Raw genomic sequence first — 25,642 nt, 5'->3', positions numbered from 1 at the left:
TATATGAGAGTTTTAAATGCCGTTTTCCTTAGGTCAACGTTGGATCAGTGACACCGAATCAGAATTAGGTTTAGGTACCGTTGTTGGAGTAGAAGGTCGCATGGTGACCGTGCTTTTCCCAGCCACTGGTGAAAATAGATTGTTTTCTCGCACCGAAGCCCCGCTAACACGTGTTATCTACAACCCAGGCGATAGCGTTGAGAGCCACGAAGAGTGGAGTCTTACCGTTACCGAAGTTGAAGAAAAAGATTCACTGATTATTTACCACGGCACTCATAACGAAACCGGTGAGCAAGTTAGCCTGCGTGAAACTTTGCTTAATCACAATATTCGTTTTAATAAGCCACAAGACCGACTATTTGCCGGCCAAATTGATCGTCTAGATAGATTTAATGTGCGTTACCAATGCCAGTTGCTACGCAACAAGCTAGCTACTTCTGACTTGTTAGGACTGCAAGGGCCACGAGTTGGATTGATCCCACATCAGCAGTGGATTGCACACGAAGTAGGCCAGCGCTTTGCGCCCCGCGTATTACTTGCCGATGAAGTAGGTTTAGGTAAGACCATTGAAGCAGGTTTGATTATCCATCAACAGCTGCTAACAGGTCGCGCTGAGCGTATTTTGGTTATCGTGCCAGACACATTACGCCACCAGTGGTTAGTTGAAATGCTGCGCCGCTTTAACCTGCGCTTCTCGGTATTCGACGAAGACCGCTGTGTTGAAGCTTATGCCGATCATGACAACCCATTCTACACTGAGCAGCTAGTGATCTGTTCGCTTGACCTATTGCGCAAGAAACGTCGCCTAGAACAAGCCTTAGATGCCGATTGGGATCTAATGGTTGTCGATGAAGCGCACCACTTAGAATGGTCTGAAGAAGCGCCAAGCCGTGCTTACCAGATTGTTGAAGCTTTGAGTGAAGAGATCCCAGGCGTACTGTTATTGACAGCAACCCCAGATCAACTCGGTCACCAGAGCCACTTCGCGCGTCTGCGTCTACTGGATCCAGATCGTTTCTACGACTACGAAGCTTTCTTAAAAGAAGAAGATAGCTACAAAGACGTGGCAACTGCAGCCGATGCCCTGGCTTCTGGCGAGTTACTATCTGCTGAAGCGATTACTAGCTTAACTGGCCTGCTATCAGAAAAAGATATCAGCACTAACATCGCATTGATCCAAGATGAATCTGCTGATGTTGATAGCCGTTTCCAAGCGCGCGATGGTTTACTACAAGACTTACTTGATCGTCACGGTACTGGCCGCGTGCTTTACCGTAATAGCCGCGCATCAGTAAAAGGCTTCCCGCAGCGTATTTTGCACACTCACCCGCAAAAAATGCCTGAGCAGTATGTCACTGCTTACCGCGTTAGCTCAATGATGAACAAGCATTTAGATACTAATGCTAAAGTTCGCCAAGTGCTAAGCCCTGAAAAGATCTACCAAGATTTCGATAGTGGCAGTGCGGCATGGTGGAAGTTCGATCCACGTGTAGATTGGTTGATTGATTTTCTAAAGAACAATCGCAGCAAGAAAGTACTGATTATTGCTAGCCAAGCTGAAACCGCTCTAAGCCTAGAAGAAGCATTGCGTACCCGTGAAGGTATTCAAGCGACCGTCTTCCATGAAGGCATGTCAATTATTGAACGCGATAAAGCAGGTGCTTACTTCGCCCAAGAAACTGGCGGTGCACAAGCGCTTATTTGTAGTGAAATCGGCTCTGAAGGTCGTAACTTCCAGTTTGCCAGCAACCTAGTATTGTTTGATCTGCCATTAAACCCAGATCTACTAGAGCAGCGTATTGGTCGTTTAGATCGTATCGGTCAGAAGAACGATGTTGAGATCCACCTGCCTTACTTGGCCAACACGGCGCAAGAAAGACTAACTGAGTGGTATCACCAAGGTTTGAATGCCTTTGAATGCACTTGTCCAAGTGGTCACATTCTATTTAACGAGTTCTCTGCTGAATTACTAGAAACCTTGTTGAATAACGACCAAGAGACCTTGGCCAGCTTACTTGATAACACTAAGACACGTTATCAAGAACTTAAGCTAGCGATGGAGCAAGGCCGCGATAAACTGCTTGAGATCAACTCTCACGGTGGTGAGCGTGCTAACAAGCTAGTACAAAGCCTAGCGGAAAAAGATGAAGATACTCAGCTAATTGGCTCGGTGATTCGTCTATGGGACATTATTGGCGTTGAGCAAGAAGATAGCGGCGAAAATGCGATAGTCTTGCACCCAAGTGAGCACATGATGTTCCCGACATACCCTGGCTTACCAGAAGACGGTATTACTGTTACTTTTGATCGTGAAATGGCATTGTCCCGTGATGATATCGCGCTGATCACCCAAGAGCACCCATTAGTGCAAACGGGTCTAGACTTAATTACCTCATCAGAAACAGGTACGACAAGCGTTGCAGTACTCAAGAATAAGGCATTACCAGCAGGTACTGTGTTCTTAGAGCTTATCTACTTAGCTGATGCGTCTGCCCCTAAGTCGAGCCAGCTATACCGTTACTTACCACCAACACCTATTCGCGTGTTGCTAGATAAGAACGGTAACAACCTGTCAGACAACGTGACTTACGAAAGCTTTAACAAGCAGTTAAGTGCAGTAAACCGTCACATTGCCAGCAAGTTAGTTAATGCATCGCAAGCAATTTTGCACCCGCTATTCGCTAAAGCAGAAACATTTGCAAACGCAGAGCTAAACACACTGACAGAGTGTGCGCGTGAGAAGATGACTAGCCAGCTATCAGGTGAGCTTGAGCGCTTAAAGGCACTTAAAGCGGTTAACCCGAACATTCGTGACGAAGAGCTAACTCACCTTAGTGAGCAGATGAGCGAACTAAACCGTTACCTAGACAGCAGCAAGCTACAGCTTGATGCAATTAGACTGGTATTAGTTAGCCACGCCTAAGTCATTAAATAGAAATCGAAAAGCCCTGAATATTCAGGGCTTTTTTATGGGCGCGAATATACTATACTGATGCGCTTATCATCTATGTTGTCGGTACAAAGGTTGTTTACCAAGATGAAGTTTTCAGCGTTTCTCTCTCAGCTAGTTGTGTTTAGCTGTTTTGCTTATACCCTTTTGGGCCCACATCATCTATTTGCAGCTGAGCAGAAAATGCTTTCAATAGCCGATTATCGCTACTTGCCAGCAAATGAAGTCAAACAGCTGCAAGTTGATGGCAAGCAAGTGCCTGCATTGCTTAGACCTTGGCTGGGTAAAAAACAGTACGGGCTTGCGATAATCGTACCTGACTTATCTGCCCGTGCCGATGCAGCTGGTGTGACGAATTACCTTAGGCTGCAACTCAATCAGTTGGGCTGGGCGACATTAGCAATAACGCCACCGAGTCTTGAAACTCCACCTTATTTTGCCACTAGAGCCGATGATATTAATCAAGCAGGTGAGCAAAATAATTCGCAATTAGCAAACCAAGAAACGCCAGATTTTAGTGCGCAGCAACTAGCCGATATTCAGCAACAACAGCAAACGTTTTTGCAAACATCAATGACCCAGTTAGATAGCTTAGGCAAAGAATTTAGCGGTAAACGAATGCTTATCGCCTTTGGTGAAAGCGCTAACCTGGTAATTGAATTATTAGATAAGCAAGGTTTGCCAGCACCCGATATCTTAGTGGTGATAAACCCTTATAGCGATATTGATAGCGTTAACGCGCAGCTCGCGCCAAAGCTTGCACAGCTGCCAATGCCAATATTAGATCTGCAATCGAAAGATGGCAGCGCTGCTTCAATTGCAACTCAAAGCCAAAGATTAACTTTAGCGCCAGCCAATGCACCAACTCGCTATAGTCAGCAAGTATTAGCGCTGGATCTATCATTAAAGGTAACTTGGGATAACACCTTAAAGCTGATTGCAGGTTTTGCTCAGCGGATCAATAAAGCCTATCCAAATGGATAGGCTTTATCAGTATTTGCTTGGTACTTTTTAGTGCTTAATTAGTACTTATTCAAACTGGGGCTGTTAGTCTTTGCTTAGCTTTAATGCGCCAGCAATTAAGACTACGGTAATACCCATGTAAAGTAGATCCAACATAGATGCCGGCTTCATTTCAGTAAAGAAAGAGAACACTTTAATAATAAGCATCATTAAGATCACTTTGCCTAGCTTGCTCTTTAGTGAGTCTATGCTGCTGATAATAAGGATCTTGCCGCCGGCTTCACTCTTACTCGCTGCATTTAAATTATTGATAAATAACTCATACAGACCAAAAGCAAAAATCAGTAATACCGCGCCTAGTAAAAAGGTATCTAAGATCTCAACCACAACCATAACTAGGTCGTTACGTACCGCATGACTGCCGCTGAATACATACCCCATAATCAACTCAATCATGTGCACAACGTCTCTAAGCCCCATAGCGAACACAACAAAAGCTGCCACGATACAAGATAACACGCCGAACATTACCGATAGGCGGCTGCTCCACAGAAAACGTTCAAAAAGTTCACGCATGAGTATTTAACTCTCCATTGATTAAAGTTAATGCATTTATGATAAACATTAGCAGAATCAATACTCTGCTATCAGATGGAGCGGGAGTTTAAAAGAAGCATGGCGACGACACACATAAAACATGAAATTTCGTGAAGCTGATCACACTTTTAACTTTCGTGTAACTTTACCAACCCGCTTGTCGATTGCTGTAAGATTTTTGTGGATCTTTGCCTTGACGCTTTGCTGCAATAACTCGATTTTTACCTAGCAATAAGCGAACTTGGTACCACGACTCACGGCTTAGTAATTGCCTAATTGAAGCAGACCAATTACGGTTAATACTGGATTTAATTGCCGCATTAGCATCGGGTGAAGTGTTAGATAATTTAGCGGCTAATGCCGTTGCAGCAGCCATAGGTTCAGCTTCAATAGCAGTTATCAAATTAAGGGATTTAGCTTGTTCTGCAGATAAGATATCCGCCGACATAGTAAGCATAACAGCCTGATCTTTAGGCATTAACTCTCTAAGTCCAGCAAGACCTGCCATATCAGGCACTAAACCCCATTTGGCTTCCATGATTGACATTTTGCAATCTGGTGCAGCGATTCGAATGTCTGCCCCTAAAACGATTTGCATGCCGCCACCATAGCAAATGCCTTCCATTACAGCGATAACTGGCACTGGTAAACGTCGCCAGCCTATCGACACTCTTTGAGCAAGATTTGCGTTACCTGGTAACCACTTAAATAACAATCGAACTGCATCGAATGGCGAGCTCATCACACTTTTTACGTCCAAGCCTGAGCTAAAATTACCGCCTTCACCAAAAAGAACAACTGCTGTTAGCGTTTTATCTTTGGCCAAGCTTTTAATGCATGAGTCTATTTCTTTAAAAAGCTTAAAATTCAATGCATTATATTTATCTGGGCGATTCAAACCCACATAAGCAATACCATTGCGCTTGCTAACACTAAGTAAATGATGAGCCATATTTTCAACTTTCCTTGCTAAGTGGTCTGTCCAGATCATCAAGTTAACACATTTGGATTATTTGGTTAATACCTATACCATGTGTGGGGATTATGACGTTCGTCATTTTATTGTCACAAAATAAGCCTTTCTATTGATAGGTTGATATTTGATAATCGGGCCGTGGCGCACCCTCTTCCCAATAAGGGCGGTGTTATGGAAGCTACCCCGAGCGATTTCATTTCGTAGGCAAGATGCCAAGGACATAAAAACGTATTACATATTAAAGTATTACGTTGACGCGCTATTGGCTTTAAAAAGTGACATGCCGTTCTCAGGTGAAGAGTCTCAACCAAATAGAACGACAAGCAAAAAGTAGTAGATGGATAATAGGAAATAATAATAACAATGGCGCTCCCTATATTAATTTGTGACGACTCTGCATTAGCCAGAAAGCAGATGGCGCGCACACTCCCTAAAGATTGGGATGTGGAAATCACCTACGCGACTAACGGATTAGAAGGCATAGAGGCTATTCGTGAAGGCAAAGGCGAGGTAGTTTTTCTCGACTTGAATATGCCAGTCATGGATGGTTACCAAGTATTAGAAGCCATTCAACGCGAAGATCTTCCTGCGCTGGTTATTGTGGTGTCAGGTGACATCCAAATTAAAGCCCATGAGCGAGTTAAAAGCTTAGGTGCGCTCGACTTTATCCAAAAGCCAGTGAGTGCCGACGCCATTAGCCATATTCTACAAGAATACGGTATTTTAGAATTAGCATTAGGTGGCTTAGATAATGAGCCGCCAATGATCCAAGTCGATCTGCGTGACGCCTGCCAAGAAGTGGCTAACGTCGCTATGGGACGCGCCGCAGATCTACTCGCAAAACTGCTTAATGTATTCGTAAAACTGCCGATCCCTAACGTAAATGTGCTTGAGGTCAGTGAACTGACAATGACCTTAAAGGCCACCGAAGAGTACGGCACGGTATCAGCATTATGCCAAGGCTTTATCGGCGCTGGTGTTGCTGGTGAAGCATTATTGCTGTTCCATGACTCTTCTTTTCAAGACATGGCAAAGCTCATGCGGCTTGAAAACCCGGAAGATGAAGAAACAGAACTTGAAGTCATGATTGATACCGCCAATGTGCTGATTGGTGCGTTTCTCAATGGCATCTCTGAGCAACTGCATATGAAGTTTAGCCAGAGTCACCCTGTGATACTCGGCAGGCATTGCAGCGTCAATCAGCTTATCAGCGAAAACTCCGATAAATGGAGCCGCACTTTAGCAATGGAAATCAACTACAGCATTGAAGATCACGATATTCAATGTGATCTATTGCTGCTATTTACCGAAGATTCTCTACCAACGCTCAACTACAAACTCGGCTATTTGCTAGATTAAAATGGACATTAGGATGGCAACAGATCAACAAGCGCTCGACAACAGCGCAATGAACGAACTCCACTGGCTCATCGATATGGTGCAAACCATAGAGGTAGGCTTGGTTGTGCTCGATCGCGATTACAACATCCAACTGTGGAATGGTTTTATGGAGAACCACAGTGGTGTAAGTCCAAATTCGATCAAAGGTAAGAATCTATTTGAGCAATTTGAGTATCTGCCTACTAAATGGTTAAAGCAAAAAATGGAGTCGGTATATCTACTTCAAAACCGCGCCTTTATTAGCTGGGAACAAAGACCGTTTATTTTTGAGTTTAAAAACTACCGTCCTATTACAGGTAGAGCCGACTTCATGTACCAGAATGTCACGCTGCTACCGCTATCATCATTAACCGGTGAGATCACTCATATCAGCATGATTGTCTACGATGTAACTGACGTTGCAATCAATAAGCTACAGCTTAAATCGGCAAATGAGCGCCTCGAGTATTTAAGCCAAATTGATGGGCTAACCCAATTATATAACCGCCGCTATTGGGAGATCTGCTTACAAAGAGAATTTGATCGCTATGCTCGATATGGCAATGAAACTAGCTTAGTCATGCTTGATATTGACCACTTTAAAGCGATAAACGACACCTACGGCCATCAAGCGGGTGATAGAGTGATTCAGAATGTGTCGCATATCATCAACAAGTCACTGCGTGAAACTGACTGCGCTGGCCGATATGGCGGTGAAGAATTTGGTGTTATTTTAGCGAATACCCCAGCAGCCAATGCACTATTTTTTGCCGAGCGTTTACGTAAGAAGATAGAACAATCAGAAATAATGTATGAAGAGCAACTTATCAAGGTCACTATCAGCTTAGGCATTTGCGATATAAAAGCCGACATGACCGATTGTGATATTTGGCTGTCTCAAGCAGACCAAGCGCTTTATCAAGCTAAAGAAGCTGGACGTAACTGCAGCATCACCCAGCAGTAATACAAACAAAAATGCCCATCATATGATGGGCATTTTTAATAATCTCAAACGCTAAAAATTAGTGTAGCGGTTCTTCGTCATCATATTCATCTTCGTCTCTGACTTCTTCGCCATTTTCGTCGATAAAATAGGTGCCCCAACCGTCATAATCAATCTTGTGTTTAGCCGCGATAGTAAGCATTTTCTCACATGCTTCATCAAGCAGATCGGTATCAAGCATCTGACTTGCAACAGCATCAAAACAATAGATCACAGAGCCGTCTTCAAGCTCCATCTCTTCTGCATCATTCACTTCATAGCCTAGCTTAAATGCATCAACTGCCGCTTTTTCTAAGCGATCAAAGTTGGTCGATGAGAAGTGATGCTCAATCGTATACTCAACATCTGGCATTGAACCATCAGCAAGGATAGCCTCAACGATTTCTTTGTTTTCTTGTTTCTGTTCTTTTAACTGACGTTCAATAGACATTGATGACTCCTCAAAAATTTCGCGACCGATTATACCGCTTTGGCCATTAATGCAGAAGCTTCTTGGTTCAACTGAGATAATTTTTCCGACATCATAGTGTGAATGCGCTTTGAAAGCTCTTTCACTTGGGTTTTATCAATACCCGTTGTTTCAATCGGATCCATCATTTCAATAATCACCACGCCGTTATTCCAGCGGTTTAGCTTAATATGACCTTGATTAGACGCCAATACTGGCACCATAGGTACACCAGCAGCTATCGCAGTATAGAATGCGCCCGCTTTAAACGGCAGCAAACCTTTACCACGTGAACGTGTGCCTTCTGGAAAAATCCATACCGACAAACATTTCTCTTTTATCTTACGAGCAGTTGCCGCCATAGTATCGAAAGCTTTACTACGGTTTTTACGGTCGATCAAAATGTTGCCTGATAGCCAGTAAATTTGCCCAAATAAAGGCATCCAAGCTAAGCTTTTTTTACCTAAGCTCACGGTACCTTTTGGCACAACCGCAGTATGGGTAAACATATCGAAGTTGTTTTGATGATTAGCAAGAAAAATACAAGGCTTTTGGCTTTGTTTTTCTGAGTTACGCACAATCACTTTAATACCTAATACCGGTGCCGCCCAAGAAAACACTTTGGCGAACATATGTACGTTGTCTCGGTGACGAGGACGTAAAATACAAGCTAAACCACCGATAACAAAAGCTAATATCAGCATGACTGATAAGATCAAACATCTAAGGATTAACAGCACGATAATCTCCCGCGATTTAATTGGCGCCAGTATAGCCACCAACTAAGTGCGACTCAATATAAATACGACTTATGTCAATGAACAATAGTTTACACGTGTAGCCTGAATACAGGCTAAACCAGAGAAAAACAACGCAACTTTAATGTAAATGACTTAACTGAACTTTAATCGCGTTGAATTTTTGGGAGATTTTAGCTTAGTTCCAATATTGGTAAGGTCAGACCTGCGTCGAATCTTGGGCATTTACTGCGCCATTAACCGCAGTTGTTTTGCTATTTAGACTCAATATTAACCTAAAGATCACCGCGCTTACCGCTAGAGTGGACACTATAGCTGCACCACTAGGTAGATCTAAGCTTGCAGATAACACTAAACCGGCAACGTAGCCAACAAGGCCAACAACATAAGCCCAAAATAGCTTATAACGGCCATAGTAATGGTTCACTGCGAGCGCAGGTAAAATCAAGCTACTAAATACCAAGTAAACCCCAACCAGTTCAACCGATAGCGTAATCACTATGGCAAAAATTAAGTAAAACGCGCGTCCACTTAATAATTCAGGCTTATAAATTAGCGCCGCTAAAATAGAGATATAAAGACAAGCAGGCAAGATTAACTGGCTCCAGCTTACCCATAATATTTGCCCTGACATTAGCTCTTTAAGCATCTCAGCGCCGTGGGGATCATTCGATAGCAACAGCATCGCCGCTACAGCAGCAAGTACATAGAAACAACCAATAATTGCTTCTAACTCATCTGCCATACGCTTAGATAACCAAGCGATAAACCCTGCTCCGCCGATGGCAAAAATAGCAGGCATCCAAACATGGGAGAAAGGCAGCGCTTCGATGTCATGATTCATATGCCCAACGATCGCACCTAAAGCAGCAACCTGGGCAATCGCGAGATCGATGAAAATAATACCGCGCTTAAGCACTTGCTGACCAAGTACCACATGGGTAGATAACACTAAAACTCCTGCAACAAAAGCAGGCAGTAGAATAGATAGAAGATCGAGATCAAACATAACTAAACTCTTATCAAAATAAGGAAAGCTAGGATGGAGCCTAACAAGATGCTCCATCCTAGTATGTGCGCTATCTGCCTGTTAAGTCAGATAGCGCTGCAGGTTAAGTTACTGCTTGGCACTTAACAGTAAATCGATCGCACTGTCATATAAGCTAAACAGATCAACACTCTGATCATTTCCACCTACCGACATCGGCAGAACCAATACCGGCAGTTCTGAACGCTCTGCCAGCCAGTCTGCACCGCGCTCACTTTGATAAGAAGCAATGATGATCGCCAACACGTCCCCTTGCTTAGCGCGATTTAGCAAGCTCGCTAAGTGTGAGCTGCTAGGTGGGATCCCCGGCTTTGGCTCGAGATCAGCAACTTGCTCCATACCTAGCCAGTTAAACAAGTACTTAAAGCTAGAGTGATAAGCTATCACTTTACCGCCTTGTAAGGGCTTAGCTTTAGCTTCCCAGTTTGGGATTGCCGCTTGCCAACGCTTGCTAAAACTTGCGAGGGCTGCGTCATAATCAGACTTAGCTTCAGGATCGAGCAGGATCATCTTAGCAGTTAATGCCTTAGCAACATCTAACATGCGCTCAGGATCAAAGTGCAAATGCGGATTACCTTTAGCGTGCACATCGCCCATTGAACGGTCCACCGAATCTAATTGATCAAGTGTTTCGATCTGCTCTGCAGCAAAAAATAACCCTTGATCGGTAGAGCGAACTTTGGCGTTGGCAGACTTCATTTGCAACATTGGTAGCCAGCCCACCTCAAGATCTGCACCAGCGCAAATCGCAAGGTCAGCTTGACGCATTTTAGCGATTAAGCTTGGACGAGCCTGTACCTGATGCGGATCTTGCAATGCTGTGGTGGCAGAGTAGATCTTAGCGTCTGGCGCTAGCTCTTTAGCCAATGCTGCATACTCAGGCTCACAGGCAAAAATATTTAGCCCGGCAACCGCATTATTAGCAACACCCAATGTTAGCGCTAGAGTCAGCGCCTTTAGGCCTTTTGATAAAGACAACTTAGAATTGATGCGCACCATGAGCCCCCAGAGTCATTACATATTGCAATGTAATTACATTATCGTCTTCTATACCATCAAAGTTAGTCCCTTTCTGATTAGTATATTGTAAACGTACAGTTGAGAAGTGGCTGTGGTGCCAAGCTAGACTAACTTCAGTTTCTTTCAGTTTTTGTGGGTCAAAATGATCGCCGTGCATCATCTGAGTATCCACCTCACCATAGCGTAAACCTGCTGACCAGTTTGGTGAGAATTGGTAAACACTGCTTAGATACCAACCTTCTTGATAATCTTTACCGCCTTCACCATGACCATGTTCTTCATGCTCTTCGTGACCATCGTGGTCCTCATGGTGTTCTTCAAAAGGTTTAAAGTCTGTGACTCTAAAGTACTCACCACTTACAGTAAGGTGTTGGTACTTATAATTGCCGCTTGGTGCCCACTTGTAGACAAAGTCAGCTACATAAGTATTTTCACCTGTGTATTGTGCGCTATGGCTATGGTCATGCCCGTGATCTTCATTAGCTTCCGGCTCTGCATGATCGTGCTCTTCAGCAGCTGTCATACGACCATTTTCATTACGTAAATAGCTTAAACCAGCTTGCCATGAGCTGTTGTCGCCAATATCGCCGCCAAACTTAGTAAAGGCTGTGTAAACACCTAAGTCCTCAAAATTACGCTCACCATGCTCATCTTCGGCGCGCATGCTGTCGCCTTTAAATGCTTCAACGCCCATAGTCCAATATAGATCTGTTGGCGCAACGTAGCTTAAACGCACACCATCATCAAAGTAGTGGCTACCTAAGAATGCGCGGTATGCAGCAGGACGGTCTGAAAACGAGTCTGTGTGTACATGTTGGTTATTAAGGTAACCAATATCAGATAAGAAACGACCGGCACGAATAGAGAAACCGCCAGGCATTGCCAGTGTTTGAATGAAAGCTTCTTCTAAACCAAGTTCAGTTTCACCGTCATGGATTTCAACAATTGCGGTTAATTTACCGTAAAACATATCGTCGATATTGGCGCTCATAGCAAGCTCAGTGTGGCCTAGACCAAAGCCTTCAACACGCTCTGCCATAGGGCGCTCTGCACTTTGATAATATCCGTCAAGCACTGCACTAATTGCTGGGTTAGTTAAAGTTGGATCATTTGCCAAAGCTTGAGTTGAAATTAGTGCGCACGCCGCTGCTACACCTGTAAGGCGCATAGTTGAAACAGTCATATTTACTCCGAAATACAGCTAAGCCTTCCCCGTGGGAATACTCAAAAAATTCTTATTAATTAGTTGTTTTATAAAATGAAGAATTACGCTGTTACTGGAGGGGCGCGGCTATTGAAGAAGCTCACATGACGTGAGGTGGAGACTGGAAGAATGTACTCTTGGCTCTCAACTCCCTGTCGCTCAATCGTTATTTTAAGTTCACAACTTGGCAGCAGGTTATTGACCTGGTGTTGGTGATAACACAGAGTACAATGGTTTGTAGCGCCATCGTCTAAATGACTCAGACTATGAGCTGACGCTGCAAAAGACAGACACAGGAATACGGCTAAAAGCCCCATTACCAGTTTCTGTTTCACGCTACTCATTCGAATCACAGTGTTAACCTTGTGTGTTAAAACGTGACAAGTTTATGTTTCTGATTATTTAAGTCAAGCCTTAATCCTGCCAAAGCGTTACAAAGTTTTTATCTACCGACAGCCTTATTAACTCATGTTCACCGCAAGTAAATTGCAACAACAAATAAGCCGGCTTGCGATTAATAACCAGAATTAAAGGCGCGCCAGCCGCCAGTTTAATAGCCAAAGATAGTGTGAACTAAGTCACCAAAACTTGAAGGCTAATTAATACTGACTTAAGCTGTAACAACTAATATTGCTAGCATGAAATAATATCTATAGTGATATTAGACAAGAGTTTATCTAACGAAAGGCGCAATTATCATGCTTGAATTTCTTCGCTCAAACCTAAAGCTTATCATCATGACTACGCTGTTTTTTGTCGCAATTCTTGGCGGGATTTATTACGTCGAAGCGGCACTTGAAGCACAGGTTCAAGTTATCGATTAGACAGACAATACCGATTAGCTTCCGCTCTAGCTAATCGGTTATTTGTTTAGCTAGTCAGCGAGTTAATTGCTAACTATGCAATTTAGCGATTAAATATAGCCAAACATTTATTTCGGCTTATCTGACATCCCCGATAGCATTTAGCTAATTATCACACCTGAAGCAGCCTCTAGCTGTTGAACTTCTACTTTAAATAATCAATCTAAATATCAGTATCAATCCGACTGTAACTTAAGCCCGCAAACACTCACTTTGAGGCTGCGAGCTCAAAGATATTAGCGATACTTTTTCAGGTGCTCACTATTATCAACAATCTCTTCAATAGGTGCTTCTATCACTTTTAAGCTATCCATCAAATGAGTGATAAACATCACCATGATGCACACAATCGCAATAGGCATAGCCAGTGAACGTGCTTCTGCATCAAAGTAGCTCAATACAAATAAACCTACACCACTGTAAAAGCCGATAATTTTAATCCAAGACAACATGACATTTTTACCAAGCCAAGCCTGGCAAGAAGGACATTGGATCTCACTTCTTAGTCCATTGCCTCTGATGTTTTCAATTTTATCTATCGCTATCTGCTTAGAACAATGACTACATATCACTCGCGTTATCTCTCTTTAAAGGTTTTGCAGCTTCAATTAGCCCCTATTTTGGGGAGCAAAAGTTTAGCAGATTTCCACCTTTAATCCTCACTTTGTTTGCTGCTTTAGCAATAACAAATCGACAGTTTTCCTAAGCCGTAATATTATTACTAAATCCTGGGAACTAACGGACACACCAAATGCATAAAATGCTGCCCAAAATCTTGATAATGATTTTGTGCCTTTGCTCATTTGTAGCAAATGCAGAAAATACAGAGTTAACTAATAATCTTAATAAAATACAGAGCTTAATCGATAGCGATGTAAAAGCATTACCTCACACCAAAGGCGAAATTAAGAACTTTCTTGAATATCGTATTGGCCGTAATGCCGCGTTACTACAAGAAACCTTAAAAGAGCAGATGGACGGTTCAAACCCAGATCTTGCTTTTTTGAAGCCATATATTGCTAAACAACTCGCTTTTACTGATAGCGTTGAAGCTTACTTTAATAAGCAAAAAACCACACTAATGAGTGAAGTCGGTGCTGATGGCGATCGTAAGATCATGCTGGGCCTGATGCAGATCCAACGTGAACAAGACAAACTATTCACCTCAGAACAAGAGTTGTTAGTTTGGGGAAAAGCTGCTGGTATCGATGTTGAAGCAAAAACCGCTGATTTTATCTCAGCGTTAACTTCACGTGCTGATGACTTGAATAGCTTTGTTTACTACAACCAAGAGCGTTTAAGCCAAGCTATTGCTGACGTACAAATTGCTGGTGCAGACGTAAGTGCCGAGCAAAAAGCACTGGTTGTCGAGTTAAAAGAGCGCTTAGATCAAAGCTCAAGCAGCTTATCTACAACGATTGCGATTCTTGACTCTCTCGGGCAAAACACTGCGCTTTATAAGCAAACACTGTTTAGTGTTTCAGGTGATATCACTCAAGATGTATTGAACTTTGATGTAGCAAGTAGCTTACTAACCGAATGGTTAACCATTGCTAAAACACAAGCGATGGAAAACGGTGCTGGCATCATGTTCAAGCTGATTATTTTCTGCTTGATCCTATTCGTATTTAGCTTGATCGGTAAGATTGCTAAACGTGTAGTACAAACAGCGGTAAGTAATTCAAAGCTTAAATTCAGCATGCTGCTGCAAGACTTCTTTATCTCACTATCAGGTAAAGTGGTATTTGCACTAGGTCTATTGATTGCGCTGTCTCAGCTTGGCTTTGAACTTGCGCCACTACTAGCTGGTTTCGGTATTGCCGGTGTGATTATCGGTTTTGCTTTGCAAGACACGCTATCAAACTTCGCTTCAGGCATGATGATCTTGGTTTATCGTCCATTCGATGTGGGTGACTTAATTAACGCTGGCGGTGTAACGGGTCGTGTAAGCCACATGAGCTTAGTATCAACCACAATTAAGACCTTAGATAACCAAAGACTGATTGTGCCAAACAACAAGATTTGGGGCGATACCATCAACAACATTACTGTTGAACACCAACGCCGCGTTGATATGACATTTGGCATTGGTTACGCCGATAACATAGAGCAGGCAGAGCAGGTGCTACGTGACATCGTTATGGCGCACCCATTAGTACTTAAAGATCCTGAGCCAACTATCAAGCTGCATACGCTTGGTGAGTCGTCAGTAGACTTTATTGTACGTCCTTGGGCTAAGCCTGAAGATTACTGGGATGTATACTGGGATATTACTCGTACCGTTAAAATGCGCTTTGACGCTGAAGGTATTAGCATTCCGTTCCCGCAACGCGATGTACATATCTACCAAACTGCAGTTGAAAAATAACTAAGTGTTTCGGTAAATAAAAAGCCCCAACAACGCAAGTTGCTGGGGCTTTTTTGTCTCTATCAACAATAGCAAAAACTAGGCTAAGCCGATGATCTCACCATCATCGTTAACATCAATATTAAGGTAACCCGGTGTTAAACCTAAGCCTGGCATAGTCATCACCTGCCCCACAAGTGCAGTGACAAAACCTGCACCAGCATTTAATCTCAACTCAGTGATAGGTAAATCAAAGCCGGTTGGGATCCCTTTAATATCTGGATCATGGCTAATCGACATCGGCGTTTTAGCCACACATATTGGTAAACCACTGTAGTGATGCTCAGTCAGCCATGCTAACTGTGATTTAGCTTTATCAGATAGGCTCACGCTCGCGGCGCCATAGCCCACTTCCGCTAGTGTCATCAACTTAGATTCTAGGCTCGCTTCAGTTTCATAAAGCTGCTTAAACTCTGATTCTGTTTCAGTCGCACGGTAAACCATTTCAGCCAGCTTAGCTGCGCCCTCAGCGCCCTTGGCAAAGGCTTCACTGATTTCACAACCAAACGCCTTAGTTTGGCCAATGCGCTCAATAAGCCACTCTAACTCAGCATCGGTATCTGTTGGGAAGCGGTTAATTGCTACCACAACAGGTACACCATATTGGCTAACATTATTAATGTGCCACTCTAAATTGGCAAAACCTGCGGTTAATCTTTCACTATCTGGTTGGTTAATATCTTGGTCAGACTGAATACCACTGTTGGCTTTCAATGCTTTAAGAGTAACAACCACAACCGATGCACTCGGTGCGTAACCTGACTCTCTTACTTTAATATTGCTAAACTTTTCAAAGCCCATGTCAGAGCCAAAGCCAGCTTCAGTTACCACAAAGTCTGCAAGTTTCGCTGCAATAGAGTCAGCAATAATTGATGAGTTACCGTGAGCGATATTAGCAAATGGACCAGCGTGAATTAAGCAAGGATCGCCCGATAGCGTTTGCATCAATGTTGGCTCAATAGCATCAACCATTATCACAGTCATTGCGCCAGCAACCCCAAGATCTTCAGCGGTAATCGGCTCACCTTGATAGTTAAGCGCTAATACTAAGCGGCCAATACGCGATCGCAGATCTTTTAAGTCTCGGCTTAACGCCAAGATAGCCATTAGTTCTGATGCAGCAGTAATATCAAAGCCAGACTCATGTACCGGACCGTTAAACGATCCGTAACCCACATTGATCTGCCTTAAGCTACGCTCATTATGATCAACAACGCGGCGCCACAATATCTTGTCAGCATCGATATTGAGTGCTGCTAAACCCGACTGTTCGGTAAACGCCGCAGCGCCTAATCGAGTTTCATGGAACAAACGCGCATCAAGCGCTGCAGCCGCTAAATTATGCGCGCTACTTACTGCATGTATGTCGCCAGTTAAGTGCAAGTTGAGCTCTTCCATAGGCACCACCTGTGCATAACCACCGCCGGCAGCGCCGCCTTTGGTACCAAATACTGGTCCCATGCTTGGCTGACGAATACAGGCACATGTTTTATGGCCGTTATGATTGAGTGCTTGAGTTAATCCTATGGTTGTGACCGTTTTGCCCTCACCAAAAGGCGTAGGCGTTACTGCAGTAACAATGACTAGCTTGGCATTTTTATTATTGGCAAGTCGATTGGTAACCGCTAAAGAAACTTTGGCCTTGTTAGCACCATGCAATGACAGTTCATCAGGATTAATCCCGAGTTTACTGGCTATTTGGCTAATAGGTTGGCAAATATGTTGACGCGAAATTTCAATATCTGACAGCATTCGAATGGTTCCACGATGTATTTTTATGTAGGGTAGGCTTTCGACGGGGAATATAGATGATCTCTGTCACAGGTTAAATAGTCAGCGAACGCTATTTTAGCGTTTTGCAATCTACGTCAACAAAGTCGCACCGTTAAGTAGGGAAACAACATGCAAGAGCCTGCATTGCAGCTATCACAATTTATCGCCGGATTTTGGCGAACCGCCGACTGGAATACAAATACACAGCAACGTTTAGCATTAATCCAAGGTTATTTAGATCTTGGTGTTTACAGCATGGATCACGCCGACATTTATGGTGGTTACCAGTGTGAACAATTATTTGGCGAAGCCCTCGCATTAGCTCCCGCACTCAGAGATAAAATGCAGCTCATCAGTAAATGCGGCATTCGCTTAGTTAACGATCATAATCCAGATGTGTATCTCAACCACTATAACACCACGGCGGAGCACATCATTGCTAGCGTCGAAAACTCATTAACTCGGTTAAAGACTGACTACTTAGATCTGTTACTGATCCACAGACCAGATCCATTAATGGATGCTGATGACGTTGCCAATGCTTTTGAGCAACTTAAGCGCGAGGGTAAAGTGCGTCACTTCGGTACATCGAACTTTAGTCCGCAGCAATTCGATCTACTGCAATCGCGCTGTGATCAGAAACTGCTCTGCAATCAAGTGGAGATCTCACCAAGTAATATGAGCACATTACACGATGGTACGCTCGATCATTGCCAACAGCACAAACTGATCCCAATGGCTTGGTCTTGCCTTGGCGGCGGCAATATATTTTCAGCGCAGGATCCGCAATCAATTAGATTACGTGCAACCCTAACAAGCATTGCTGATGAGATTGGTGCAGAAAATATTAGTCAGGTGATTTACGCTTGGGTACTCGCCTTGCCAAGCAAACCACAGCCAATCATTGGCAGCGGTAATATTGAACGGATCACGTCAGCGATCAACTCCAGTAAACTCAGGCTAACTCGCCAACAATGGTTTAATATTTGGCAAGCATCAACAGGCCATGGTGTGCCTTAAACTGGCGCCAAAAATTAAGATCAAAAAAGGCGCTAATTGCGCCTTTTCGTAATCTTACACGCACTAACTTTATTGTCTCGCGCTTATAAGAAAGTGATCTCACCGCTTAAATGTGGGCGACGACCCTTTTGATCGCGAAGCTCAAATACTGTTTTATCTTCAAGATGCTCAACAGCAAAGCTAACGCTATTTGGCATAAATAGCGGCAACTTAAAGGCCACGTCAATCTTGCATGGCTTATCGCTAATATTTGGCATTAACTGGGCAACACAGCGCCCCTTAGACCACATACCATGAGCGAGTACGCGATCAAAACCAAAGCGCTTTGACATAACAGGATGTAAATGGATGAGGTTATAGTCACCCGATGCTTTAGCATAACGACGACCGAGATCTTCAGCAAGTGTCCAGCTAATCGGATCTTGCCACACCATTGCATTCGCCTTAGGTGGACGCACCCGCTTCGCTTTACCTTCAATGCGGTACAAGTATGTAGAGAGAGACTCCCAAACCAACTCGCCTGCCACAAATGCTTTTGACACTAGCTCGAACTCAAGGCCCGAGTCAGTCATGCGACTGGTCGTTAATACACATTGGATATCGAATGTTTCATCAACTTTGGCTGCGCGATGCATTGTGATGCTGTTTTTCAGGTGAATCATTCCCAACAACGGGAACGTAATACCTTCATGGGTAAAAATAACCGCATGTAGCCTAAATGCCATCACATATAGATATGTCGGTGGTAGGGTTTTACCGTCGAACTCAAAGCCACAGACTTTGGCGTATTGTGCCACTTTGTCTTGCGACAAGGTCACGTTAGGGCTAGAGATATTAATTACTGGCAGCGGTTGCTCATCCCAACCAGGCTTACGACCAAAAAATATTTTGCGATAAAGCGTAAATAGCGATGGTAACGCCTTTAAATCGATGCTGTATTCTTTATTCAAACCAATAAAACCCTTCAAAATGACACGGGAAACCAAAATCGAGCGGCGCATTATACACCAAAAGCAACAAACCTGATAATTGCCAACAACATCAAGCTAGCTGTAAGTTAACCACATTCTTGCTGCCAACAATTTTTTGCCGCGACACCGAGGGGCTGCAAATAAGACTGCACACTCTTTTGCCCCACTAAATGCCCTGCCCCTATAACCACAAATAAAGGCTGCTTAGTATTTGGAGACTGCATCAGCTCAACAATACGCTGCGCCATCGTTTTATTGCGGCCCCAGAGCATTTTTTCCACCATTTCGGTTTCGCCATCACGTAACATCTCCCCTTCCATCAAGTCAGCCAGCTCCGCTTCATTACCGCTACGCCACGCTGAAATAAGTTCCAGCATATCGCTATCAGGCGCTTCAATGGCTTCTTTCACCATACTCCACTGGGTATCTGCATCAAAAGATGACAACAACTTAAATTGAAACTCTGTACTTTCAAGCTCGTACACAGGTTTAGCCCCTGCTTGGCTAACCAGTACCGCATCTACCCCATATATGCCGCTATAACCCAGAGCTGCGTAGCGCCCTATACTTAGCTGCATTGATTGTAGCCAAGGCGCGAAATTTTCAAGTGCTGCACATACTCGCTGCTGATGCTGACAATACGCAGTCATAACAGACTTTGTCTCACTATCCATCGGAACTTTGTCAGCGCCATATTTAGCCAGTAAAGCGGGTACATTAGCGCCTCTTACATCCGCCTCTACAACCAATGCTGCAGATCGTTCAAAAGCCTGTTCGATTTGCGCAGCTAACGGATAAAACTCAGCGCTTCCGACATGAATCGAGCCCAATAAATAAGCGGTTTGGCCTTGATAAGTGATTTGATAAAAAGGTGGTTTGTCGATTTGCTCAGCGCTTACCGCCGCGGAAACCAGACCTAAGCTTAGGCCAACTAATTTGAATAAACGCCTTACGCCACTTGTTGCTATCATCCTTGCCCCTTATAATTCAGCCAAATTTCTATTTGAGAGGCTGTTATGCCACACACACAGGTTATTGAGCAACTTAAAGCCAGTTTGCAAACCGCCTACCGCCAAGCGATTGATGCAGACAACCGTCTCGATGAGCTGAAAAAAGCGGGTCACGTAAAGTTTGACGCTATTTTCTCTGCATCTGAAGGCTTTACCACTAAGAGCAATCGCTTCACGCCATATGTGCAAGAATTAGCGGCCGATATGGAAGCCATGATTCAAAACCCAGAATCACTTGCACCAGCACTGGAAAGCTACGTGCCTAAGCTTGGATTACTGCTGCAAACCATGCAGGCCTTTAAATCTAACACTAAGTAATTCAGTTAGCCTTTAAAAGTTTATCAGCACTAAATATCAGTAAATGTTTAGTGCTTTTTAGGCTTTTCCGCTAAGTACGCCTGATTAGCCATTTATCTCACTGCAATTAAACCACTCTCGCGCCACTGTTCACTCACATATGCACTGTGAATGAGATAAAAAACTCCATAATTTATATCAATAACCCCCAAGTTTCTGTCATTGAATTGTCACACCTGTGTCATAGAATTTTCTACCTCATTAATACTTGGTAGGAAATAATGTCCGCTATCGATCTAAAATTTGAACTCGATAAAATTATCAGCAAAGAAAAAATTAAAGCGGTGTTCCAACCAATTTGCAATATATCTACTCACCAGATCCATGGCTTTGAAGCATTAAGCCGAGGGCCAGAGCATAGTCCATTATTCTCGCCGGTGCCGTTATTTAAAACAGCAGCTTACGAAGGACGCTTATCTGAATTAGAGAGTTTATGTCGTCGAATTTCGATTCAACAATTTAAATACTCCAAATTACAAGGCAAGCTATTTCTTAATATTTCCCCCAAGGCATTACTCGAACCTAACCACGCTAAAGGCTTAACTCTCAGTCTGGTACAAGAACTGGAATTAGAGCCGTCACAAGTGGTTATTGAGCTGTCAGAGCAGTATCCGGCCGATGATATCGATCTGCTTAAATCCTGTTTAAACCATTATCGCAGCCAAGGCTTTTTAACTGCAATTGATGACTTGGGTGCAGGCTATTCAGGTTTACGCTTATGGTCAGAGCTTGCCCCTGACTACGTAAAAATTGACCGACACTTTATTGATTCAATTGACACTTCATCAGTTAAGCAGGAATTTGTACGCTCCATCATTGCGCTTTGCCAAAATCTAAGTTGCAAGGTCATCGCTGAAGGTATTGAAACCCATGCAGAACTGGCCATTCTAAAGCAACTCGGCATTATTTATTGTCAGGGTTTTTTACTTGGCCGCCCTACCGCAGAGCCGAATCGTGATATTCCGTTCAGTCCGATGATTGAACCTGTAACTCCACGAGTTCGCTTTGCCGAATCAGCTGAGAGCTTATGTAGCAAGGCAACCACATGCCAGTTCAACAGCAAGCTCAAAAAAATAGGCGAGACTTTTAACCAGTATCAACACCTGCAAGCCATTGTTGTTATGCGAGCTGATGAAGTGATTGGCATGGTACTGAGAAGTCAGGTTATCGAGTTATTTAGCACGCCTTATGGTCGTGCACTGCATGAGCATAAAACCGTTGAAGAAGTGCTAACAGCAGAGCTTATTCGCATTGAAGCTGATATGCCTATTTCTCAGGTAAGCCAACGCTTAACCAACGAGTCTACCGACTTAGTTGTGCAGCAGTTTATTATTCTCAAACAAGGCAAACTACTGGGAGTTGGCCACACAAAAGATCTACTGGCAAAAATTACTGAGCAGAAGATTGCGGTCGCTCGCCACGCGAATCCATTAACAGGCTTACCTGGCAATATTCCCATTCAAGAAGAGCTACAGCGATTACGCTTACAGAAAAAAGCCTTCTATTTAGCCTATTTCGATTTATCAAACTTTAAACCTTACAACGATATTTACGGCTTCTGTCGTGGCGATGAGGTGATCCGTGAGGTTTCACGGCTTTTGCTGCAACAGCAAGACAGCAATAACTTTATCGGTCATGTGGGCGGCGATGATTTTGTCATTATCAGTACCGCTGCTGAGATCGAGTTACAAGCGCAACGAGTTATCGCTGATTTTGAAGCTAGCAAGTCATTGTTTTATTCTAAAAAGCACTGGCAGGCAAAACAGATGCTGGCGGAAGATCGCAAAGGTGTTAAATGCTATCACGAGCTTATTTCACTAAGCGCAGGAATTTTACCGCCTAGTGTGACTCTAAATTGTAATGAGCATCAATTGTCTATCTATAGCGCTCAGGCAAAAAAACAGGCTAAGCAAGCACAAAGCTCACTTAGCCTATTTAAGCTAGATATGGCGGTGGGTTTGTAACCTTATGTGCTGTAACTAAAGCTGAGTTTACAGCTTAGGTTTAACAGTATCCTTCAACCATGAAGTGAGTAATGCATTTTCATAGCGGTAAGGCTTGTCGTTCATTTTATTAATGGAATACATGAAGCCCATATCTGTCAGCTTTTCATCACCGGCCATCACCACTTTATCGCCTTCTACAATTTTATAGCTAAAGGTAATACGTGGCGGGTAAATATCTTTTACTACCCGAATATCATTGGTTGTTGCGCCAAAGGTTGGTCTAACATCACCAGCTAAGTCTAAGTCGGTAACTACCATTTCAAGCTTTTGTTCTGGCTTAAGAATTTTACTCGCTTCTTTGTTGAGGTTTTTAGTTAACTGCTCGAAAGTACGGTTCTCATAGCGTGATTGAATTTCACCACTAGAGCGAATATCACGGAAGCTACTCGGATCTTGCCATTCAACTTTAACCACGCCATTTTCAGTTACTGGGTTTTCAACGGCTTCATCTGCCGCCCACACTGAACTAGATACGAGTAAACTCGCAACAAGTATATGTTTTGCTTTCATATTAGCCTCCACCGCTATACGTGACTGGATCTTAACTTGCTCAACTGTACAATATTAAACCTGTATAATTGCTTAATCCAAATTTGAATACTGATAAAGTGTGTTTTATAAGCATATTAGTAGACCATAGTATAAACAAATTAGTTGCATCAAGTTGCATCAGTAAGCGCAGGCCGATTGCAAACCCTAGCCAGTTATATTCATTTACAAGCAGATAATTGTCAGCGTTATAGTGTTTGCATTATCTCTTCCAGCCTTTAAGCTTGAGTTATAAGCTGTACTCAAGAGATTATTACCATGCAAAAGCTGGCGCCCATTTTATTTGTTGTTTTACTGTTTATCGGTTTAGGCGCGGCGATTTATCATATCAATCAAACTGAAGTATCCTCTCATCTCGAGTCATGGTCGGCCTTTATCTATAAAGGTGGTTACAACTCTGGAAACTACCATAAGCAAGATGACTTTGATGACTATCCAAGCTGCAAGATCTATGCGGAAAATGAATCTTCAAAACTGAATGATGTTGCTTGGGAATGTGGGCTAAACTGCCGATTTGACTCCATGCGCCAAGGGTTTCATTGTGAAGCCATGAAGAATGAATAACGCTAATCTTGGATTTTTTTGTTACCAATCAAGCTATCAATCACCTTCCCATCCTAAAAAGTAGCTGACTAGTTTTTGTTCAGCTTTGATACAAGTTGTATCGGATAATATAGGTCTCAAGTTAACACGCAACGTCAGATACACAGCGCTAAATGAGTGCAATGTATCTAACGTACAGAAATCATCTTGAGCAAGCTGGTTAATTGAGCCAAGAGTTTCTTAGCACATGCATTTACGCAATTGTTTGGAGCCCAATATGAACTATTCAACCACTAAAATCGCTTTTTCTGGCCGTATGGCACTATTGGCAATCATTTTGAGCGCGTTCGCTTTTGTAGGCCAAGCCAATGCTGAAGAGTTTACCGCTAAAGAAAAAGCGGCAATCGCTGAACACCACCAAATTATAGAAAACCAAATGGCTAAAACTGAGAATGAACTCGAAGCGACTCTGCAATCAGAGTTTGATGCTCAAGTTAAAGATTCTGAGCAAGAGTTTATGCAGCTTGCTTGTACAGCCCATGGACTAGATTTCGACAATAGCATTGGAGTTTGCTTCGAATAACTTAAACAGACTAAGCATCGGTTTAAGTAAGCAATTTAGAATCAAAAACGAGGCGTTAGCCTCGTTTTTGATTTCTAACTGTAATCAGAATTACAATTAAAAAGGAAATGCAGCGCTCAATAGCGGATAAGTCGCCTTTAACTGCTTTTTCTTATGCGAGAACTTTTTGCCCGCAGGTGTTGCCTGCCCAGACGGTACATAAGGAAGTTCATCATCGCTACGCTCTTCATAAAGCTGACCAGCAATAAGATCATATTCATCAAGAAATGGGTAAGCATAACCGTCTTTTTCAGGCCACAACTCAAGCTTGCCCAGCTCATCAGCTGATTCAACTACTTTGTCGTACCATTCCTGACCTAGAGAAATTAAGAAACAACGAAACTCTGCGAATGCATATTCAGAGTCACAGCCTGTAATAATATATGCAGCGCCCCACACTGACCAAGAATAGGTTCGACGCATCTGCTGACCAAATATCTTGTCAAAATCTCGCAACTCATCATTGCTTAACGGGCTAAGCTTTTGCTTTAAGGCTTCAGCTAGCTCAGTTTGATCTTGTTGTGGCGATGTTCGGGTTACTAACGCCCAAAACTCAGATTCAGTCATCGGATTCTCTAATCATACGGTTTAATTGCCGCTATTCTAGCGCATTACTCAGATTGATTGGTATAACAACATCCATCACGTTATAACGTAAATCATACGGGTATAGACGTACCTATGAGATTTTTTTACACTTCAATGCACATTTATTCAATATGATGGCCTTTAGCAGATAATGACCAAACCACATCCACTGTTAGCCTTTTTGATGCTTATCTACGCTGTTTTAGCCGTCGCGGCACTATGGCGCACTTTTACGATGCAAACTTTTGATCTGCTAACTTTAGGTGTTTTGCCTGTACTATACGGCTTATATACCCGCCAGTTTTGGGCTGGAGTGGTATTTAAAATCTATCTTGCAATTCAAACTGTCGCCTTGCTCGCCTTAACGACTGCCGCAGTAATTGCTTATAAAATTACTCCTGAAGATGTAAAAGTTGTCTATCAAGGTCAAAACATTCCTATTAGCGGCCTAGTCGTTCTCGCCATAGTGGTAATGAGCTTTCAGTTTTGGGTAGCCTTTAGCAACAAGACACGCCTTTATCTCGCCTCTGGCAACAACAGTTAAACCAAGGTCGCTGCATAGCTACGCGCTGATTTACGCATAGCT

At 43.2% G+C, this 25,642-nt stretch carries 26 protein-coding genes; 12 read left to right on the top strand and 14 right to left on the bottom strand.

Features of this window, described 5'->3' with window-relative positions; genetic code table 11:
* The first annotated feature begins 16 nt into the window (after window positions 1-16).
* Window positions 17-2,923 (top strand): RNA polymerase-associated protein RapA, encoded by a 2,907-nt coding sequence (rapA, locus tag MSG37_RS13380; RefSeq protein WP_248471151.1) that lies wholly within the window; start codon window positions 17-19, stop codon window positions 2,921-2,923.
* 114 nt (window positions 2,924-3,037) lie between these two features.
* Window positions 3,038-3,934, top strand: a complete 897-nt coding sequence (locus MSG37_RS13375; RefSeq protein WP_248471150.1) for a DUF3530 family protein — start codon at window positions 3,038-3,040, stop codon at window positions 3,932-3,934.
* A gap of 63 nt (window positions 3,935-3,997) precedes the next feature.
* Here the strand turns inward: MSG37_RS13375 and MSG37_RS13370 are convergent, their stop codons facing one another.
* Window positions 3,998-4,489, bottom strand: a complete 492-nt coding sequence (locus MSG37_RS13370) for a YqhA family protein (protein ID WP_248471149.1) — start codon at window positions 4,487-4,489, stop codon at window positions 3,998-4,000.
* A gap of 166 nt (window positions 4,490-4,655) precedes the next feature.
* Window positions 4,656-5,462 (bottom strand): crotonase/enoyl-CoA hydratase family protein, encoded by an 807-nt coding sequence (locus MSG37_RS13365; RefSeq protein WP_248471148.1) that lies wholly within the window; start codon window positions 5,460-5,462, stop codon window positions 4,656-4,658.
* Window positions 5,463-5,849: 387 nt separating this feature from the next.
* Between MSG37_RS13365 and MSG37_RS13360 the strand changes: the two genes are divergently transcribed.
* On the top strand, window positions 5,850-6,845 hold the full coding sequence (locus tag MSG37_RS13360; protein ID WP_248471147.1) for a response regulator: 996 nt from the start codon (window positions 5,850-5,852) through the stop codon (window positions 6,843-6,845).
* A 13-nt stretch (window positions 6,846-6,858) separates the two neighbouring features.
* On the top strand, window positions 6,859-7,830 hold the full coding sequence (locus MSG37_RS13355) for a sensor domain-containing diguanylate cyclase (RefSeq protein WP_248471146.1): 972 nt from the start codon (window positions 6,859-6,861) through the stop codon (window positions 7,828-7,830).
* Window positions 7,831-7,888: 58 nt separating this feature from the next.
* Here the strand turns inward: MSG37_RS13355 and rraB are convergent, their stop codons facing one another.
* From rraB to MSG37_RS13325, 6 genes are all read right to left on the bottom strand, one after another.
* Window positions 7,889-8,299, bottom strand: coding sequence for a ribonuclease E inhibitor RraB (gene rraB, locus MSG37_RS13350; RefSeq protein WP_248471145.1), 411 nt, complete (start codon window positions 8,297-8,299; stop codon window positions 7,889-7,891).
* Window positions 8,300-8,328: 29 nt separating this feature from the next.
* Window positions 8,329-9,057, bottom strand: coding sequence for a 1-acylglycerol-3-phosphate O-acyltransferase (locus MSG37_RS13345; protein ID WP_248471144.1), 729 nt, complete (start codon window positions 9,055-9,057; stop codon window positions 8,329-8,331).
* Window positions 9,058-9,274: 217 nt separating this feature from the next.
* Entirely contained in the window at window positions 9,275-10,084 is an 810-nt protein-coding gene (locus MSG37_RS13340; RefSeq protein WP_248471143.1) for a metal ABC transporter permease, read from the bottom strand.
* 108 nt (window positions 10,085-10,192) lie between these two features.
* Window positions 10,193-11,119 carry a zinc ABC transporter substrate-binding protein gene (locus MSG37_RS13335; RefSeq protein WP_248471142.1) on the bottom strand — a complete coding sequence of 309 codons (927 nt, stop codon included), beginning with the start codon at window positions 11,117-11,119 and terminating at the stop codon, window positions 10,193-10,195.
* Window positions 11,103-12,326 carry a hypothetical protein gene (locus MSG37_RS13330; RefSeq protein WP_248471141.1) on the bottom strand — a complete coding sequence of 408 codons (1,224 nt, stop codon included), beginning with the start codon at window positions 12,324-12,326 and terminating at the stop codon, window positions 11,103-11,105. Before MSG37_RS13330 ends, MSG37_RS13335 begins: the two co-directional genes overlap by 17 nt.
* A gap of 83 nt (window positions 12,327-12,409) precedes the next feature.
* The gene (locus tag MSG37_RS13325; protein ID WP_248471140.1) at window positions 12,410-12,691 is read right to left on the bottom strand and encodes an ABC-type zinc uptake system zinc chaperone; all 282 of its coding nucleotides are present in this window, start codon (window positions 12,689-12,691) and stop codon (window positions 12,410-12,412) included.
* Between the two features lie 354 nt (window positions 12,692-13,045).
* Here MSG37_RS13325 and MSG37_RS21340 point away from each other — a divergent pair, with 354 nt between their 5' ends.
* Window positions 13,046-13,171 carry a hypothetical protein gene (locus tag MSG37_RS21340; protein WP_275974212.1) on the top strand — a complete coding sequence of 42 codons (126 nt, stop codon included), beginning with the start codon at window positions 13,046-13,048 and terminating at the stop codon, window positions 13,169-13,171.
* Between the two features lie 275 nt (window positions 13,172-13,446).
* Here MSG37_RS21340 and MSG37_RS13320 read toward each other — a convergent pair whose 3' ends face one another.
* Window positions 13,447-13,782 carry a hypothetical protein gene (locus MSG37_RS13320; protein WP_248471139.1) on the bottom strand — a complete coding sequence of 112 codons (336 nt, stop codon included), beginning with the start codon at window positions 13,780-13,782 and terminating at the stop codon, window positions 13,447-13,449.
* 179 nt (window positions 13,783-13,961) lie between these two features.
* On the opposite strand from MSG37_RS13320, the gene MSG37_RS13315 reads away from it, so the two are divergent.
* The gene (locus MSG37_RS13315) at window positions 13,962-15,578 is read left to right on the top strand and encodes a mechanosensitive ion channel family protein (protein ID WP_248471138.1); all 1,617 of its coding nucleotides are present in this window, start codon (window positions 13,962-13,964) and stop codon (window positions 15,576-15,578) included.
* A 78-nt stretch (window positions 15,579-15,656) separates the two neighbouring features.
* Here MSG37_RS13315 and MSG37_RS13310 read toward each other — a convergent pair whose 3' ends face one another.
* Entirely contained in the window at window positions 15,657-17,369 is a 1,713-nt protein-coding gene (locus MSG37_RS13310) for a formate--tetrahydrofolate ligase (protein WP_248471137.1), read from the bottom strand.
* 150 nt (window positions 17,370-17,519) lie between these two features.
* Here MSG37_RS13310 and MSG37_RS13305 point away from each other — a divergent pair, with 150 nt between their 5' ends.
* Complete coding sequence (locus tag MSG37_RS13305) at window positions 17,520-18,410, top strand: aldo/keto reductase (RefSeq protein ID WP_248471136.1); 891 nt, start codon at window positions 17,520-17,522, stop codon at window positions 18,408-18,410.
* Window positions 18,411-18,493: 83 nt separating this feature from the next.
* On the opposite strand, the gene MSG37_RS13300 is transcribed toward MSG37_RS13305, so the two are convergent.
* Window positions 18,494-19,360, bottom strand: coding sequence for a MaoC/PaaZ C-terminal domain-containing protein (locus MSG37_RS13300; RefSeq protein ID WP_248471199.1), 867 nt, complete (start codon window positions 19,358-19,360; stop codon window positions 18,494-18,496).
* Window positions 19,361-19,467: 107 nt separating this feature from the next.
* Window positions 19,468-20,352: a TraB/GumN family protein gene (locus MSG37_RS13295; RefSeq protein ID WP_248471135.1), complete on the bottom strand. Its 885-nt coding sequence runs from the start codon at window positions 20,350-20,352 to the stop codon at window positions 19,468-19,470.
* 45 nt (window positions 20,353-20,397) lie between these two features.
* Between MSG37_RS13295 and MSG37_RS13290 the strand changes: the two genes are divergently transcribed.
* A complete protein-coding gene (locus MSG37_RS13290; RefSeq protein WP_248471134.1) occupies window positions 20,398-20,709 on the top strand; it encodes a prephenate dehydrogenase in 312 nt (103 codons plus the stop codon).
* Window positions 20,710-20,969: 260 nt separating this feature from the next.
* Window positions 20,970-22,712 carry a bifunctional diguanylate cyclase/phosphodiesterase gene (locus tag MSG37_RS13285; RefSeq protein ID WP_248471133.1) on the top strand — a complete coding sequence of 581 codons (1,743 nt, stop codon included), beginning with the start codon at window positions 20,970-20,972 and terminating at the stop codon, window positions 22,710-22,712.
* Between the two features lie 27 nt (window positions 22,713-22,739).
* Here MSG37_RS13285 and MSG37_RS13280 read toward each other — a convergent pair whose 3' ends face one another.
* Window positions 22,740-23,264, bottom strand: a complete 525-nt coding sequence (locus MSG37_RS13280) for a DUF3016 domain-containing protein (protein ID WP_248471132.1) — start codon at window positions 23,262-23,264, stop codon at window positions 22,740-22,742.
* Window positions 23,265-23,561: 297 nt separating this feature from the next.
* Here MSG37_RS13280 and MSG37_RS13275 point away from each other — a divergent pair, with 297 nt between their 5' ends.
* Together MSG37_RS13275 and MSG37_RS13270 are read left to right on the top strand one after the other, a co-directional pair.
* Window positions 23,562-23,867 carry a hypothetical protein gene (locus MSG37_RS13275; protein WP_248471131.1) on the top strand — a complete coding sequence of 102 codons (306 nt, stop codon included), beginning with the start codon at window positions 23,562-23,564 and terminating at the stop codon, window positions 23,865-23,867.
* A gap of 256 nt (window positions 23,868-24,123) precedes the next feature.
* Window positions 24,124-24,429 (top strand): hypothetical protein, encoded by a 306-nt coding sequence (locus tag MSG37_RS13270; protein ID WP_248471130.1) that lies wholly within the window; start codon window positions 24,124-24,126, stop codon window positions 24,427-24,429.
* A 96-nt stretch (window positions 24,430-24,525) separates the two neighbouring features.
* On the opposite strand, the gene MSG37_RS13265 is transcribed toward MSG37_RS13270, so the two are convergent.
* Entirely contained in the window at window positions 24,526-25,035 is a 510-nt protein-coding gene (locus MSG37_RS13265) for a DUF4240 domain-containing protein (protein ID WP_248471129.1), read from the bottom strand.
* Between the two features lie 172 nt (window positions 25,036-25,207).
* Here MSG37_RS13265 and MSG37_RS13260 point away from each other — a divergent pair, with 172 nt between their 5' ends.
* Entirely contained in the window at window positions 25,208-25,600 is a 393-nt protein-coding gene (locus tag MSG37_RS13260) for a hypothetical protein (protein ID WP_248471128.1), read from the top strand.
* Window positions 25,601-25,642 lie beyond the last annotated feature (42 nt).

It is taken from the genome of Shewanella sp. 1CM18E (assembly GCF_023161665.1).
Lineage (GTDB): Bacteria > Pseudomonadota > Gammaproteobacteria > Enterobacterales > Shewanellaceae > Shewanella.
The sequence above is the reverse complement of the archived record's forward strand: the minus strand, read 5'-3'. Positions and strand labels throughout refer to the sequence as shown.